This window comes from Micromonospora lutea (assembly GCF_016863535.1).
Taxonomy (GTDB): domain Bacteria; phylum Actinomycetota; class Actinomycetes; order Mycobacteriales; family Micromonosporaceae; genus Micromonospora; species Micromonospora lutea.
On sequence record NZ_BOPB01000014.1, the window covers coordinates 164381 to 180308 of the forward strand.

Below are 15928 nucleotides of genomic sequence, written 5' to 3' on the forward strand. Positions count from 1 at the left end.
ACCAGCCCTTGTCGCGATCGGATGGTCTCAACGCGGCAGCGGTAGGCCACCCAGGACGGTGTCGCCGCCGCGGCCGGCCGGTTCGGCGCAGAACCGGGCCAGCTCGGCAATGACCTTTTCCGGGTCGTCGAACGGGTCGAGGCCGCTGACCTCCAGTGGATCGAGCGGGGGCACCGCGACGTGCGACACCAACGGGTGCAGCGGACGGGCGTCGGTCTCGCCGGTGCCGAGCAGGTCCTCGTGCAGCTTTTCGCCCGGCCGTAGCCCGGTGTAGACGATCGGTACGTTGCTGGCGGCCTGCTCGGCCATCTGCCGGGCCAGGTCGGCGATGCGTACCGGTTCACCCATGTCGAGCACCAGTGCCTCACCGTCGCGCCCGATCTCGGCGGCCTGGAGCACCAGGTGCACTGCCTCCTGCACGGTCATCAGATACCGGGTCACCTCGGGGTGGGTGACGGTGAGCGGGTTGCCCGCCTCGATCTGCCGCTGGAAGGCGGTGACCACCGATCCTCGGCTGCTCAGCACGTTGCCGAAGCGGACGCTCAGGAAGGTGCCCGGGAACCGGGAGGCGGCGTGCGCGGTGAGCCGTTCGGTGATCCGCTTGGAGTAGCCGAGAACGCTTATCGGGTCGGCGGCCTTGTCGGTGGAGATGTTGACGAACTTCGCCACGTCCTGGCAGGCGTCCAGCACCGACAGGGTGCCCCACACGTTGGTCTTCACCGCCTCGCCCGGGTGCCGTTCGAGCAGGGTGAGGTGCTTGAGCGCGGCGGCGTGGAAGATGATCTCTGGGCGGCGTTCCCGGATGATCCGCCGGATGGCCTCGTCGTCGCGCAGGTCGGCCAGGATCAGCTCGGGCCCGTCCAGCATCGCCCGACCGTTAAGTGACATCTGGAGCGCGTGCAGGGCCGACTCGTCGCGGTCGAGCATCATCAGCTCACCCGGGTCGGCCTTCATCACCTGTCGGCACAGTTCGGAGCCGATCGAGCCACCGGCGCCGGTGACCAGGATTCGCCGGCCGGTGAGGCCGTTGGTGCGTACCGCCATCTCGGCGACCACCTGCCGGCGGCCGAGCAGGTCGCTGATCTGCACATCGCGTACATCGGTGACGGTGATCCGGTGATCGACCAGGTCGCGTACCGGCGGGAGCACCTTGAACGCTGCCCCGGTGTTCAGGGTGGCCTCCCGGATCTGCCGGATGAGTGCGGCGTCGGCGTTGGCGACCGAGAAGATCACGGTGGTGGCGCCGGTGCGTCGTACCGCCTCGGTGACGTCGCCGCGCCCACCGAGAACCCGGACGCCGTCGACGCAGAGGTTGCGCTTGTCCGGGTCGTCGTCGAGGGCTCCGACGGGCCGGTAGCGGCTGCGCGGGTCGGTGAGCAGTGCGCGGAGCAGGCCCTGGCCGGCGTCGCCCATCCCGAACAGCAGCACCGGAGTCGACGAGCGGACGTCGGGGCGCAGAGACAGGTCGCGCCGGTGCCGATAGGCGAACCGGACGGCGAGCATGAACAGCAGGGCGAGCGCGCCGCCGACCAGCGGGGTGCTCGCCGGCACTGGGCGGTCGGGAACCGAGAGCACGCCGAGCAGGAGCACGGCAACGGTGGTGAGTGCGGTGCCGGCCAGCCCCTGCACCTCCGGGAGACTGCCGAGCGGGTGACGCCCCGAACGCATCCGGCGCGCCCCCGCCACCGCTACGTGCAGCCCGGCGGCAAGCAGGCCGCAGCCGGCGGCGCGGGTCAGTTGGGTGGTGGTCAAAGCGAACTCGTAGCGGGTCCAGGCGGCAGCGACGAACCCGCCGACCCAGGCGGTGGCATCGGTCGCGAGGAACGCCAGGGTGCGCCACCGGATCCTGGTCCGGCGCGCCGTCGGGTCCGGGTGCCGGCTGGTCTGTGTGTCCCGCATGTGCGGCTCCTGTGCTGTCGACCACTTCCGCCCGGGGCGAGCGGAAGGAGCAATGCGCTCTTGTCCTTGTTACATGCCGTATAAGCGTTTTGTAGGCTTTTCGGCGATTGATGGCGGATCGCTACGGACCTGGTGACCGGCTGGATCATCGGTCCTGGTGACCGGGCCGGATCAGCGGGCTGGTACGCCCTTGACCACGACGCTGGCAGGCACGTCACGAACCACGCAGGCGCCCGCGCCGACGGTGCTGTCCCGCCCCACCCGCAGCCCCTGCAACACGGCGGCGGTGGTGCCGACGAGCACCCCTTCCTCCAGCCGACAGTCGCCTGAGATCGCGGCCAACGGGTTCACCGACACGTGGTCGGCCAGCTCACAGTCGTGCCCGACGGTGCAGTTCTGGTTGAGATGCACGTGCCGCCCGAGAGTCACGTTTGTGGTGACCCGAGCCCCGGCGAAGACGACCAGACCGGGGCCGTGCCGCAGGTCGGAGCCGAGCGTGGCGTTGGGGTGCACGAGACTGGCCGCCGGTATCCCGTACCTGTCGATCCGTTCGGCGACCGCCCGCCGGACCCGCGGGTCACCGATGCCAATGACGTGATGGGTGTCGGCGGGTGCCCCGGAGAACCAGGACACCCCGCCGAGGTACGGCACGTCGTGTCGCTGCACCCGCTTGAGGTTCACCTCGTTCGGACGGTCGTCGACGAAGCCCAGCACCTGCCACCGGGGCAGAAGAGCGGCGGCGTTCACGGCACTGGCGATGGTCAGGACCTCCCGACCGTGCCCGCCGCAGCCGACGATGACCAGGGGTACCGTCACGCCGTCGGGACTCCGGTCCGCGCCGCCAGGAACTCGTCGATCGCCGAGAGCACGGCGGTGACCTGCCGTTCGGTGAGGGCACTGCCGCTGGGCAGGGTCAGCCCTTCGGCGTAGAGGCGCTCGGCGGCGCCGGTGACCCGGCTCTCCGCATCGGCGTACGCCGGTTGCAGGTGCATCGGCTTCCACACCGGCCGGGTCTCGATGTTCCGGGCGGACAGGTGGTCGGCGAGGTCCGCCGCGGACCAGCCTGAGCGTCGCGGGTCGACCCGGACGCTGGTGAGCCAGCAGTTCGAGCCGGCGTCCTCGGCACCGATCAGGTCAGCCCCCGGTACCGGGGCGAAGAGTTTGGCGTACCGGTCGCGCAGCCGCCGCCGACGGTCGATCATCCCGTCCAACCGGATCAGCTGCGCCCGACCCAGCGCCGCGAGCAGGTTGCTCAACCGGTAGTTGTACCCGGTCTCCCGGTGCTCGTAGTGGCGCACCGGCTCGCGTGCCTGGGTGGACAGGTGTCGCGCCCGGTCGAGCAGGGCCATGTCGTCGCCGACGAGCATCCCACCACCGGAGGTGGTCATGATCTTGTTGCCGTTGAACGAGATCGCACCGACACGCCCGAAGGAGCCGGCAGCCCGCCCGAGGTGGGTGGCACCGAGCGCCTCCGCGGCGTCCTCGACCACCGGAATGTCGGCGGCGGCGCAGATCGGCAGCAGCGCGGTGTAGTCGGCACAACTGCCGAACATGTCGACCGGGATGACCGCGCCGATCCGCTCACCGCGTGCGCGGAGTTCCTGCGCCACCTCGGCGACGAGGGCGACGTCGATGTTGCCGGTCCGGGGGTCGCAGTCGACGAAAACCGGTCGGGCCCCGGTGTAGCGGACCGCGTTGGCGGTGGCGACGAAGGTCAGCGTGGGCACCAGCACCACGTCTCCCGGGCCGACGCCCAACCCCAGCAGCGCCAGGTGCAGCGCGGCGGTGCCCGAGCTGACCGCCACCGCGCCCCGGGTGCCCACCCGGGCGGCGACCTCCCGCTCGAACGCGTCGAGATCCGGGCCGACCGGCGCCACCCAGCCGGAACGGAGCGCCGCGATCAGGTACGACTCCTCCAGCGGCCCGATGTCCGGCGCGGACAGGTAGATGGTGTCGGTCATCGCCGGCTCCCGAGGAACTCGGGCATGGTGGCGTTGCCGTCGGCCGAGATGCCGTCCCGGCGCAGCACCGTCCGGACCGTGGCCGCCAGGATCGACAGGTCGAGGCGGAGGCTGTGGTTGGTCACGTACTCCACGTCGAGCGAGAACTTGGTGTCCCAGTCGAGGCTGTTGCGTCCGCGTACCTGGGCCAGCCCGGTGATTCCCGGGCGGACCTCGTGCCGTCGCGCCTGGTCGGGGGTGTACCTGTTCAGGTACTCCGGCAGCAGTGGTCGGGGGCCGACGATGCTCATGTCACCGCGCAGCACGCACCAGAGTGTCGGCAGCTCGTCCAGGCTGGTGGCCCGCAGCCAACGGCCGAGCGGAGTGAGCCGGTCCGCGTCGGTCAGCAACCCCCGGGCCGGATCGGGCGCCCGCATGGTGCGAAATTTGATCAACTCGAATGGCCGGTCGTCCCGCCCGATGCGGCACTGCCGGAACAGCACCGGTCGGCCCAGCCGCATTGCGACCGCCGCCGCCACCGCCGCCATCAGCGGCGCGGTCAGCAGCAGCAGCGCGGTCGCGAGGACCACGTCGAACAACCGCTTGACCGGGTCGTCCGGCCGGGCGGGCCGGGGCGGGCGTACCGGTGTGGTCACCGAGGATGCGGGCACCGTTCTGACCTCCGTAAGTCAACCGGTCATAGCAGACAAACGGGTTGTATCAGACTGTTCACGTATGGCATCGGAAAATAGCGACAGTCGACACGGATCCCGACACGTCAACCCGCCAGGGCACGCAAAGGAAACGCCTCCCGGCGCGCCGCGTTACCTCGGGTGTGTCGCTTAGTCGCTGGTCAGAGGTCTGCGTCAGCGGCGTCGAGCCGCCGCTGCAACATGATCCGCAGGGGCAGTGACTCACCGTCCCGAGCGCCCTCGCCGACGATCAACGGGGCCGGGTCGGGTTGCGGGTCGGCGCCGAGAAGCCGGGCTCGCAGCGAGCGCGGCACGGTCAGCAGATGGAAACGCCCGTCCACGTCGACCGCCCGGCTGCGCGCCCGGTCGATGTACCAGCCGTGCAGGCTGGTGCGGTAGCGCGCCCGACCGTCGTACGATCGGGCGACGAGCCGAGTGGTGGCCAGGCCGCGCCGGCGCGCCTCGGCGACGAACGCGCTGATCAGCGCCGCCGCCTCGGCCTGCTCGGCCTCCCGCCGCCGCTGCGCGGCCGCCGCGTGGGCCAGCGCCGCCTGCTGTCGCGTCTCCCGCCAGTCCGCGCCGCCGTCACTCACCACGCCCCAACGCTACGCCACCCGCTACCGTCCCTCGGCGCTCGCTTCCCTCTGCTGCCACCGGTGTACGCCTGCAACGCAGTCCCCGGTGCGCCGCTCAGCCACCCACGCTGGCGCAACAGCCGCAAACTCTGAGGGTCGTCCGCCACCCACAGCGGTCGTTTCGACCCGGGTCGGTGTATGCGGTCGAGGCCCTTTGCTCTGCTTCAACCCACGCAACGGTTCTGGCGCGCCGCTGGTGCGTGGGTTGAAGCAGAGCAAAGGACGCGAGGTGGTGGGTGCTGGGGCGGTGCCAACGGCCGTCGCCGGCGCGACGCATACCCGGTCGCGCCGGCCACGGCCGTTGACGAAGGAGGCCGCTAGAGCAGGCCGGCGCGGCGCAGCGCGTCGGCCATCGCGCCGTCGGCGGGTGCCGCGCCGCCGCGTCCCTGGCGCACCTGCCCACCCTGCGCACCACGGCCCTGCGCACCACGGCCCTGCGCACCACGGCCCTGCGCACCACGGCCCTGCGCACCACGGCCCTGCCCGCCCTGGCCCTGGGCACCACCGCCCTGGCTGCTCCGCCGGCCACGTCCCTCCTGGCCCGCGTCACCCCGGCCCCCGGCACGCCCCGCGCCGGGCTCGGATTCGTCCTCCAGACGCAGGGTGAGCGAGATCCGCTTACGCGGCACGTCGACGTCCAGCACCTTGACCTTCACCACGTCGCCGGATTTCACCACGTCGCGCGGGTCCTTGACGAAGGTGCGGGACATCGCCGACACGTGCACCAGGCCGTCCTGGTGCACCCCGACGTCGACGAACGCGCCGAACGCGGCCACATTGGTGACCACACCTTCCAACACCATCCCCGGCGTCAGGTCGCTGATCTTCTCCACACCCTCGACGAAGGTCGCCGTCTTGAACTCCGGCCGGGGGTCGCGGCCCGGCTTCTCCAACTCGGCGAGGATGTCGGTGACGGTGGGCAGGCCGAACGTGTCGTCGACGAAGTCGGTCGCGCGCAGCCCGCGCAGGATGGCGCTCTTGCCGATGATCGAGCGCAGGTCCTGGCCGGTGCTGGCCAGGATCCGGCGCACCACCGGGTACGCCTCCGGGTGCACGCTGGAGGAGTCCAGCGGGTCGTCGCCGCCGGGAATGCGGAGGAAGCCGGCGCACTGCTCGAACGCCTTCGGGCCGAGCCGGGCCACCTTCTTCAGGTCGGACCGGGTGCGGAACGGGCCGTTGGCGTCCCGGTGCAGCACGATGTTCTCGGCCAGCCCGGCACCGATGCCGGAGACCCGGGTCAGCAGCGGCGCGGAGGCGGTGTTGACGTCGACCCCGACGCCGTTGACGCAGTCCTCCACCACGGCGTCCAACGAACGGGAAAGCTTCACCTCGGACAGGTCGTGCTGGTACTGCCCGACGCCGATGGAGCGCGGATCGATCTTGACCAGTTCCGCGAGCGGGTCCTGCAGGCGGCGGGCGATGGAGACCGCGCCGCGCAGCGACACGTCCAGCCCGGGCAGTTCCTGGGCGGCGTACGCCGAGGCGGAGTAGACCGACGCGCCCGCCTCGGAGACCACCACCTTGGTCAGCTTCAGCTCCGGGTGCCGCTTGATCAGGTCACCGGCCAGCTTGTCGGTCTCCCGGCTGGCGGTGCCGTTGCCGATGGCGATCAGCTCGACCCCGTGCGCCGCGGCCAGGGTGGCGAGGGTGTGCAGCGAGGCGTCCCACTGCCGGCGCGGCTCGTGCGGATAGATCGTGTCGGTGGCGACCACCTTGCCGGTGGCGTCCACGACGGCCACCTTCACCCCGGTTCGCAAACCCGGGTCCAGCCCCATCGTGGGCCGGGCGCCGGCCGGTGCGGCCAGCAGCAGGTCCCGCAGGTTCGTGGCGAAGACCCGGACGGCCTCCTCCTCGGCCGCCTGCCACAGCCGCATCCGCAGGTCCGCGCCGAGGTGGATGAGGATTCGGGTACGCCACGCCCAGCGCACCGTGTCGGTGAGCCAACGGTCGGCGGGCCGCCCCTGGTCGCTCACCCCGAACCGGCCGGCGATGGCGGCCTCGTACCGGGTCGGCCCGGTCACCACCGCGTCGGCGTCGCCCTCGGCCTCCGGGTCCATGGTCAGGTCGAGTACGCCCTCCTTCTCACCCCGGAACATGGCCAGGATCCGGTGTGAGGGCAGCTTCGGGTACGGCTCGGCGAAGTCGAAGTAGTCGGCGAACTTCGCCCCGGCGCTCTCCTGTCCCTCGCGTACCCGGGACACCAGCCGGCCCCGCGACCACATCTGCTCACGCAGCGTGCCGATCAGGTCGGCGTCCTCGGCGAACCGCTCGATCAGGATGGCCCGCGCCCCGTCCAGCGCGGCGGCGGCGTCGGCCACCCCCTTGTCGGCGTCGACGTACGCCGCCGCCACCGAGCGAGGATCCTGGGACGGGTCGCCGAGCAGCGTGTCCGCCAGTGGCTCCAGCCCGGCCTCGCGGGCGATCTGCGCCCGGGTCCGCCGCTTCGGCTTGTACGGCAGGTAGATGTCCTCCAGGCGGGACTTCGAGTCGGCCGCCATGATCTGCGCTTCCAGTGCCTCGTCGAGCTTGCCCTGGGAGCGGATGGACTCCAGCACCGCCGCGCGCCGCTCGTCCAGCTCCCGCAGGTACCGCAGGCGTTCCTCCAGGGTGCGCAGCTGGGTGTCGTCGAGCAGGCCGGTGACCTCCTTCCGGTAGCGCGCGATGAACGGCACGGTGGCGCCGCCGTCGAGCAGCTCCACGGCCGCGCGTACCTGGCGCTCGGCGACGCCGAGTTCCTCGGCGATCCGCTGATGAACAGAGAGGGTCACGATGTCGCTCCGCCTTCGGGTCTGGGTTCCGTGGTGCATTCTGCCCGGCTACCGTGGCGATCATGGAACCACCTGTGGACCCCCGGGCGCGCCGACTCTTCGGCGGCAGCGCGCGGGCCCTCGGCGACCTGGCCGCCAGCCCGTTCCGGGCCGATCGGGACCGGATCGTCGGCTCGCCGTTCTTCACCCGGCTCGGCGGCGTCACCCAGGTGGTCAGTCCGGGCGGAACGGGGTTGCTGGTGCACAACCGGCTCACCCACAGTCTCAAGGTCGCCCAGGTGGCCCGGGCGATCGCCGAACGGCTCACCGCCGACGGTCACCAACGCGACCTGGTCGAGAAGCTGGGCGGCTGCGACCCGGACGTGGTGGAGGCCGCCGCGCTCGCCCACGACCTCGGTCACCCGCCCTTCGGGCACCTGGGGGAGCGGGTGCTGGACCGGCTGGCCCGGCACCGGCTCGGCCTGACCGACGGGTTCGAGGGCAACGCCCAGTCGTACCGGATCGTCACCTCGACCGAGATCCGGGGCGCGGCGACCACCGGCCTGGACCTGACCGCGGCGGTGCGGGCGGCGATGCTGAAGTACCCGTGGACCCGGCGCGATCATCCCGACCCGCATCCACGCACGATGGCTTCGCCGCCGCGCGGAGCCACCCCGCCGCCGGACGATCCGGACAGCGGCTCGGCGAAGTTCGGGGCGTACCGCACGGAGCTGGAGGACCTGCGGCAGGCCCGGGCACCGTTCGCCGGCCGGATCGCCGACTGGCAGCAGACGGTCGAGGCGTCGGTGATGGACACCGCCGACGACATCGCGTACGCGATCCACGACGTGGAGGACTTCTACCGGGTCGGCGTGCTCCAGCAGGGTGCGGTGGCCGCCGAGCTGATGGCCTGGCAGCGCGAGGGCGGCCAGCTGCGGGCGATCACCGATTCCGCGCTGGCCGTCTCGGCGCGCCGCCCCGGATCGTCGATCGAGCGGCTGCGCCGCCAGCTGCACCACAAGGACGCCTGGGTCGCCGATGACGAGGCGTTCGCCGCCGCCGTCGAGCACATCCGGGAGGAACTGGTCGAAGGGCTGCTCGCGATGCCGTTCGACGGCTCGATCGAGGCGGAACAGTACATCGCCCATTTCTCCGCCCGGTGGACCACCCGTTTCGTGGACGCGATCACCGTCATCGAGCAGCCCACCGTACGCTCCGGGCACGTGCTGCTCGCCCCGGCCCAGTGGCACGAGGTGCAGGTGCTCAAGTTCGTGCACCACCGGTTCGTGCTGGCCCGCCCCGACCTGGCGTTGCACCAGCGTGGTCAGGCTCGGCTGCTCGACAGCCTGGTCGAGGCGCTACGCGAGTGGCTGCTAGACCCGGAGGAGGACTCCCGGCTGCCCCGGCGGCTGCACGACCTGGTGGAGTTGGCCGAGGCGGAGCTGCATCCGCGAACCCCGGACCGGATCGGCAAGGCGCGCGGCCGGGCCATCGTGGACTTCGTCGCCCAACTCACGGACAGTCAAGCGGTGGCGATGCTCGACTCCCTCTCCGGCCGCTCCGGCGCCCTCTGGACCGACGCCTTCGTCCTCTGAGAGTGCAAGGAAGGGCACCTTGTTAACGCCTGGTGTATAGGAAGGGGCCCTTCCTAACATCAAGGCAAGGTCAGGCGATGGCCTGCCACCAGCCGTCGACCGGCGGCGGATCGTCGACCACCACCCGCTCGCCGGGGCGCGGCACGGCCAGCCGCACGTCGCGGGCCTTCGCCTCGGCCCAGAGCCGGTCCACCGGCTCGGACCAGTCGTGGATGGCGAGGTTGAAGGTGGCCCAGTGCACCGGCACGAACAGCCCACCGCGCAGGTCCAGGTGGGCGGCGACCGCCTCCTCCGGGAACATGTGGATCCCCGGCCAGGCCCGGTCGTACGCGCCGATCTGCATCAGCGTCACGTCGAATGGCCCGTGCGCGGCGCCGATCTCGGCGTACCCGCCGAAGTAGCCGGAGTCTCCGGTGTAGAAGACGCGACGCTGTCGACCGGCCACCACCCAGGAACTCCACAGCGTGCCGTTGCGGCGCAGGCCCCGGCCGGAGAAGTGCTGGGCGGCGGTGCAGGTGATCTCCAGCTCGGCCACCCGGTGCGTCTGGGACCAGTCCAACTCGATGATCCGCTCCGGTGGCACACCCCAGCGGTCGAGGTGGGCACCCACCCCGAGCGGCACCAGGAACGGCGCTGACTGCAGGGCGGTCAACTCCCGCACCGTGCCCATGTCCAGATGGTCGTAGTGGTCGTGTGAGATCAGGATCGCGTCGAGGTGGGGCAGTTCGTCGAGGCGTACCGGCGGTTCGTGCAGCCGGCGCGGGCCGACCACCGTCGACGGGGAGCACCTGTCACTCCACATCGGATCCAACAGCACCCGCCGGCCCTCGATCTCGATGAGGGCGGAGGCGTGGCCGTACCAGACGATGTTCAGCTCGCGGGCCGGATCGATCCCGGTCTCGGCGGCCGGACGCAGTAGCGGCACGGGTGCGTCGGGGCGACGTTTCTGCTTGCCGAAGAGCAGCTCACGGAAGAGGTTGCGGTCGGAGACCGGCACCATCGTGCGGGTGTCCGCCCGGTTGTGGAAGGTGCCGTCCCGGAACTGTGGTGACCGGGCCGCCCGTTCGGCGCGGGCGCCGGCCAGCCGACCGCCGATGGCGGCCGGCACGTGCCGCGCGGCCCAGGCCACCCCGGCGAGCCCGGCCACCGCGGCCAGCCCCGCCACCGACCCGATGATCCGCCGACCGGTGGTACGCCCGGTCGGCCCGTTCGGCCTCCGCATGGTCCCCCCTTGATAGATCCCCGGGACTACCGTAACCGCCGCCGACGAGGTTCAGCCGCCGTTGCTGGGGCGGTACGTGTGCCGACGATGGGTGGCGCCGCTGCCCCCGAGACCGGCGGTGAGGTCCATGACCCGACGGCCCCACCGGGCCCGGGCCTGCACCGCAGGGTGGGTGGCGCCGAAGTCGTCCGCGCCGGCCTGTCCGTCGGCGAAGAGGGCGTACGTCACCAGTGGCGCGCCGGCAGTGTCGAAGATTACTCCCGCCTCGTGTCGGGCGTCGGCGAACCAGCCGGCCTTGGTGGCGACGCGGGCCCGCTCGGCGGAGGACATTTCGCGGCGTACCCCGTCGGTGAACGCCACCGGTGAACGCAGCAGCCGGAGCACGAGATCGGTCGAGGTGGCCGAGAGCAGGGTGCCGCCGACCAGCGCGCGCAACAGGTCGTGGGTTTCCCGGGGCGTGCTGGTGCCCAGGAAGAAGCGGTTCGGGTTGGCCACCGGCTGCACCTGCGTGTTCGGGAAGCCCTTCGCGACCAGGATCTGGTTGACCTCGGCGGCCGGGCAGACCAGCCCGCAGAGCCGTACCGCGGTGTCGTCGGAGACGGTCAGCAGGTTCGCCAGGACGTGGCCGACGGTGACCAGGCTGGGGTAGGCGCCGTCCAGGCTGAAGATGCCGTCGCCGCCGGGCACCACGATCGCCTGGGTCACCTCGACCTGGTGGTCGAGGGTGAGCAGGCCTCGGTCGACCTTGTCCAGCACCGCGACCGCCACGGCGATCTTGTTGACGCTGTACGCCTCGATGCGCCGGTCCGCCGACTCGCTGACCGTGACCAGTGGCCCGTCCGGGCCGGTCAGGCTGACGTACGCCTGCCAGTTGCCGCCGGCCCGGGTGCTTTCCCGCTGGTAGGCGGCGGCGATGCGGGCGGCCACCCGGTCGCGGTCGAGGCCGGTCGTCGCCTCCTCGGTGGGGTCAGCGGCGGCGGGCATCGCGGTGCCGAACACGGCGCCGGCCGTCGCCACGGTGCCCAGACCGAGCGCGGTCCTGCGGTCCATCCGGAAGGTCACTCGTCTCTCCTGTCGGTCCCTCGGTGCGTCCAGGACACACCCTAGGCCGAAAGATCGATGGAGGTGACCCCGTCGATGGGCTCACGGGGCGAGGACGACCTTCACGCAGCCGTCCTGCTTCTTCTGGAACATCTCGTACGCCTGCGGCGCCTGCTCCAGCGGCAGCCGGTGGGTACGCAGGTCGGCCACACCGAGCGGGTCGTCATCGGTGAGCAGTGGGATGATCTCGTCGGTCCAGCGTCGGACGTGGCACTGGCCCATCCGCAGCTGGATTCCCCGGTCGAACATCTCCATCAGCGGCAACGGGTCGACCTCGCCGCCGTACACCCCGGAGATGGAGACGGTGCCACCACGCCGGACGGCCTTGATGGCGGCCTTGAGTACCACCAGCCGGTCCACCGCCGCCTTGTCGATCATGGGTTGGGCGAGCTTGTCGGGGAGCAGCCCGGCGGCGGCCTGAGCCATCTTGCCCAGCGGTGCGCCGTGCGCCTCCATGCCGACCGCGTCGATCACCGCGTCCGGTCCGCGCCCGTCGACCAGGTCGATCAACGTGCCGGGCACGTCGTCGAGCTGGGAGATGTCGAGCACCTCCACGCCGTGCCGGCGGGCCATCTCCAGCCGCTCCGGCACCAGGTCGAGGCCGATCACCCGGTCCGCGCCGAGGTGCCGACCGATGCGGGCGCAGAACTGGCCCACCGGCCCCAGCCCGAAGACCGCGAGGGTGCCGCCGCGCGGAGTGTCGGCGTACTTCACCGCCTGCCACGCGGTCGGGAGGATGTCGGAGAGGTAGAGCCACTGCTCGTCCGGCCCGTCGGTCGGCACCGTGATCGGGCCGAATTCGGCGTGCGGGACGCGGAGGAACTGGGCCTGCCCGCCGGGCACCGCGCCGTAGAGGGAGGTGTAGCCGAACAGCGCGGCGCCCTTGCCCTCGGCGGTGACCTGGGTGGTCTCACACTGGGCGTAGAGCTGCCGCTGGCACATCCAGCAGGACCCGCAGGAGATGTTGAACGGCACCACCACCCGGTCGCCGGGCTTGAGCCGGGTGACCCCGGCTCCGACCTCCTCGACGATCCCCATCGCCTCATGGCCGAGAATGTCGCCCGGCTTGAGGTAGGGCCCCAGAACCTCGTACAGGTGCAGGTCGGAGCCGCAGATGGCGGTGGAGGTGATCCGGACGATCGCGTCGCTCGGCTCCTCGATCCTCGGGTCCGGCACCTCCTCGACCCGTACGTCCCGCTTGCCCTGCCAGGTCAGTGCCCGCATGTCCGCTCCTCGTGTTGTCCGCGTAGCTGGACTGCTACCCGCACCAACGCCCTTCAACCGACCCCCTCGCCGCCGGTCGACACCCAGACGCACAGTTGATCATGAAGTTGGCGGCAGTCTGAAGATCAACGACTGCCGCCAATCTCATGATCAACGGAGCAGGGGGGAGGGAGGGGGTTAGGCGCCGGGGGTGTCGGCGTGACGGGTGGTGGCGGCCAGGTAGTCGCGGTTGAGGCGGCCGATGGTGGTCAGTGGGATGCCCTTCGGGCAGACCGCGGTGCACTCACCGGCGTTGGTGCAGCCACCGAATCCGGCCTCGTCGTGCGCGTCGACCATGCCGATCACCCGGGTGTAGCGCTCCGGCTGGCCCTGCGGCAGCAGCGACAGCTGGGTGACCTTGGCCGCGGTGAACAGCATGCCGGAGCCGTTCGGGCAGGCCGCCACGCAGGCACCGCAGCCGATGCAGGCGGCGGACTCGAAGGCGGAGTCGGCGTCGGCCTTGGCCACCGGTACGGAGTGTGCCTCCGGCGCGCTGCCGGTGGGCGCGGTGACGTACCCGCCAGCAGCGATGATCTTGTCGAAGGCGTTGCGGTTGACCACCAGGTCCTTGATGACCGGGAAGGCCCGGGCCCGCCACGGCTCGATGTCGATCGTGTCGCCGTCTTTGAACTGCCGCATGTGCAACTGGCAGGCGGTGGTGCCGCGCTGCGGGCCGTGCGCCTCGCCGTTGATCATGAGGCCGCACATGCCGCAGATGCCCTCACGGCAGTCGTGGTCGAAGGCGACCGGCTCCTCTCCGGCGAGGATGAGCCGCTCGTTGAGCACGTCGAGCATCTCCAGGAACGACATGTCCGGGGAGACGTCGTCGACCTGGTACTTCACCATCCGACCCTTGTCCTGGGGGCCGGACTGGCGCCAGATGCGCAGGGTCAGGTTCACTTGTAGCTCCGCTGCGTGGGGTGGACGTATTCGAAGTTCAGGTCTTCCTTGTGCAGCACCGAGGGCTCACCCGTGGCGGTGAACTCCCAGGCCGCGACGTACGCGAACCGCTCGTCGTCGCGCTGGGCCTCGCCCTCGGCGCTCTGGTGCTCGGCGCGGAAGTGGCCGCCGCAGGACTCCTCCCGGTGCAGGGCGTCGATGCACATCAGCTCGGCCAACTCGAAGAAGTCGGCGACGCGGCCGGCCTTCTCCAGCGACTGGTTCAGCCCCTCGCCGTTGCCCGGCACCCGGACCCGCTGCCAGAACTCGTCACGCAGGGCACGAATCTCGTCGATGGCCTTGCGTAGCCCGGCCTCGGAGCGCTCCATCCCGCAGTGCTCCCACATGATCTGGCCCAACTCGCGGTGGAACGAGTCCACCGTCCGGTCACCGTTGATCGCCAACAGCCGCTGGACCCGGTCCTCCACGTCGCGACGCGCCTCGACGGCCGCCGGGTGGGTCGCGTCGACCTTCTCGAACGGGCCGGCGGCGAGGTAGTTGGCGAGCGTGTTGGGCAGCACGAAGTACCCGTCGGCGAGGCCCTGCATCAGCGCGGAGGCGCCGAGCCGGTTGGCGCCGTGGTCGGAGAAGTTCGCCTCGCCGATGACGAACAGGCCGGGGATGGTCGACTGGAGGTCGTAGTCGACCCAGAGGCCACCCATCGTGTAGTGCACGGCGGGGTAGATCCGCATCGGGACCTCGTACGGGTCCTCGCCGGTGATCCGCTCGTACATCTCGAAGAGGTTGCCGTACTTGGCCTCGATGGCCTTGCGGCCGAGCCGGTCGATGGCGTCGGCGAAGTCGAGGTAGACCCCGAGTTTCGTCGGGCCCACCCCCCGGCCTTCGTCGCAGACGTTCTTCGCGGCCCGGGAGGCGATGTCGCGGGGCACCAGGTTGCCGAAGGACGGGTAGATGCGCTCCAGGTAGTAGTCCCGCTCGTCCTCCGGAATGTCGCGGGGGAGGCGGTCGTCGTCCTTGGCCTTCGGCACCCACACCCGGCCGTCGTTGCGCAGCGACTCGCTCATCAGGGTCAGCTTCGACTGGTGGTCGCCGGAGACCGGGATGCAGGTCGGGTGGATCTGGGTGTAGCAGGGGTTGGCGAAGTACGCGCCCTTGCGGTGGGCCCGCCAGGTGGCGGTGACATTGCAGCCCTTGGCGTTGGTGGAGAGGTAGAAGACGTTGCCGTAGCCGCCGGAGGCGAGGACCACCGCGTCGGCGAACTCCGTGGTGATCTCGCCGGTGACCATGTCCCGCACGACGATGCCCCGGGCCTTGCCGTCGACGACGATCAGCTCCAGCATCTCGTGCCGGGCGTTCATCTCCACGTTGCCCAGGCCGATCTGGCGTTCCAACGCCTGGTACGCGCCGAGCAGCAACTGCTGGCCCGTCTGGCCCCGGGCGTAGAAGGTGCGTTGCACCTGCGCGCCGCCGAACGAACGGGTGTCCAGCAGGCCGCCGTACTCGCGGGCGAAGGGCACACCCTGGGCGACGCACTGGTCGATGATGTTGACCGAGACCTCGGCCAGCCGGTGCACGTTCGACTCGCGGGAGCGGAAGTCGCCGCCCTTGACGGTGTCGTAGAAGAGCCGGTGCACCGAGTCGCCGTCGTTGCGGTAGTTCTTCGCGGCGTTGATGCCGCCCTGCGCGGCGATCGAGTGCGCCCGGCGGGGGCTGTCCTGGTAGCAGTACGACTTGACCCGGTAGCCCTGCTCGGCGAGCGTGGCGGCGGCGGAGCCGCCGGCCAGGCCGGTGCCGACCACGATGACGCTCATCTTGCGCCGGTTGGCCGGGTTGACCAGCTTGGCCTCGAAGCGACGACGCTCCCAGCGGGTTTCGATCGGCCCGTCGGGGGCTCTGGTGTCGGCGATCGGGTCGCCCTCGGTGAACAGATCCAT

Annotated in this window: 12 protein-coding genes; 1 reads left to right on the top strand and 11 read right to left on the bottom strand. The window is 70.9% G+C overall.

Annotated features, from left to right (window positions below; translation table 11 throughout):
* Nucleotides 1-27: 27 nt before the first annotated feature.
* The 6 genes from Vlu01_RS15825 to Vlu01_RS15850 all read right to left on the bottom strand — a co-directional run bounded on the left by Vlu01_RS15825 (nt 28) and on the right by Vlu01_RS15850 (nt 7934).
* Nucleotides 28-1899, bottom strand: a complete 1872-nt coding sequence (locus Vlu01_RS15825; RefSeq protein WP_203999754.1) for a nucleoside-diphosphate sugar epimerase/dehydratase — start codon at nt 1897-1899, stop codon at nt 28-30.
* Nucleotides 1900-2070: 171 nt separating this feature from the next.
* Nucleotides 2071-2715 (bottom strand): acetyltransferase, encoded by a 645-nt coding sequence (locus Vlu01_RS15830; protein WP_203999757.1) that lies wholly within the window; start codon nt 2713-2715, stop codon nt 2071-2073.
* On the bottom strand, nt 2712-3860 hold the full coding sequence (locus Vlu01_RS15835; RefSeq protein ID WP_203999760.1) for an aminotransferase class I/II-fold pyridoxal phosphate-dependent enzyme: 1149 nt from the start codon (nt 3858-3860) through the stop codon (nt 2712-2714). Before Vlu01_RS15835 ends, Vlu01_RS15830 begins: the two co-directional genes overlap by 4 nt.
* Nucleotides 3857-4510, bottom strand: coding sequence for a sugar transferase (locus Vlu01_RS15840; protein ID WP_275409346.1), 654 nt, complete (start codon nt 4508-4510; stop codon nt 3857-3859). The genes Vlu01_RS15835 and Vlu01_RS15840 overlap by 4 nt, the downstream gene beginning before the upstream one ends.
* A 182-nt stretch (nt 4511-4692) precedes the next feature.
* Nucleotides 4693-5127 (bottom strand): hypothetical protein, encoded by a 435-nt coding sequence (locus tag Vlu01_RS15845; protein ID WP_203999763.1) that lies wholly within the window; start codon nt 5125-5127, stop codon nt 4693-4695.
* A gap of 356 nt (nt 5128-5483) precedes the next feature.
* Nucleotides 5484-7934: a Tex family protein gene (locus Vlu01_RS15850; protein ID WP_203999766.1), complete on the bottom strand. Its 2451-nt coding sequence runs from the start codon at nt 7932-7934 to the stop codon at nt 5484-5486.
* 62 nt (nt 7935-7996) lie between these two features.
* Here Vlu01_RS15850 and Vlu01_RS15855 point away from each other — a divergent pair, with 62 nt between their 5' ends.
* Nucleotides 7997-9508: a deoxyguanosinetriphosphate triphosphohydrolase family protein gene (locus Vlu01_RS15855; protein ID WP_203999770.1), complete on the top strand. Its 1512-nt coding sequence runs from the start codon at nt 7997-7999 to the stop codon at nt 9506-9508.
* Between the two features lie 70 nt (nt 9509-9578).
* On the opposite strand, the gene Vlu01_RS15860 is transcribed toward Vlu01_RS15855, so the two are convergent.
* From Vlu01_RS15860 to Vlu01_RS15880, 5 genes are all read right to left on the bottom strand, one after another.
* Nucleotides 9579-10730, bottom strand: coding sequence for an MBL fold metallo-hydrolase (locus Vlu01_RS15860; protein WP_203999773.1), 1152 nt, complete (start codon nt 10728-10730; stop codon nt 9579-9581).
* Nucleotides 10731-10781: 51 nt separating this feature from the next.
* The gene (locus tag Vlu01_RS15865) at nt 10782-11792 is read right to left on the bottom strand and encodes a serine hydrolase (protein WP_239095925.1); all 1011 of its coding nucleotides are present in this window, start codon (nt 11790-11792) and stop codon (nt 10782-10784) included.
* Nucleotides 11793-11873: 81 nt separating this feature from the next.
* Nucleotides 11874-13055, bottom strand: coding sequence for a zinc-dependent alcohol dehydrogenase (locus Vlu01_RS15870; RefSeq protein WP_203999776.1), 1182 nt, complete (start codon nt 13053-13055; stop codon nt 11874-11876).
* Between the two features lie 177 nt (nt 13056-13232).
* Nucleotides 13233-13994, bottom strand: a complete 762-nt coding sequence (locus Vlu01_RS15875) for a succinate dehydrogenase/fumarate reductase iron-sulfur subunit (RefSeq protein WP_203999779.1) — start codon at nt 13992-13994, stop codon at nt 13233-13235.
* Entirely contained in the window at nt 13991-15928 is a 1938-nt protein-coding gene (locus tag Vlu01_RS15880) for a fumarate reductase/succinate dehydrogenase flavoprotein subunit (protein WP_203999782.1), read from the bottom strand. Before Vlu01_RS15880 ends, Vlu01_RS15875 begins: the two co-directional genes overlap by 4 nt.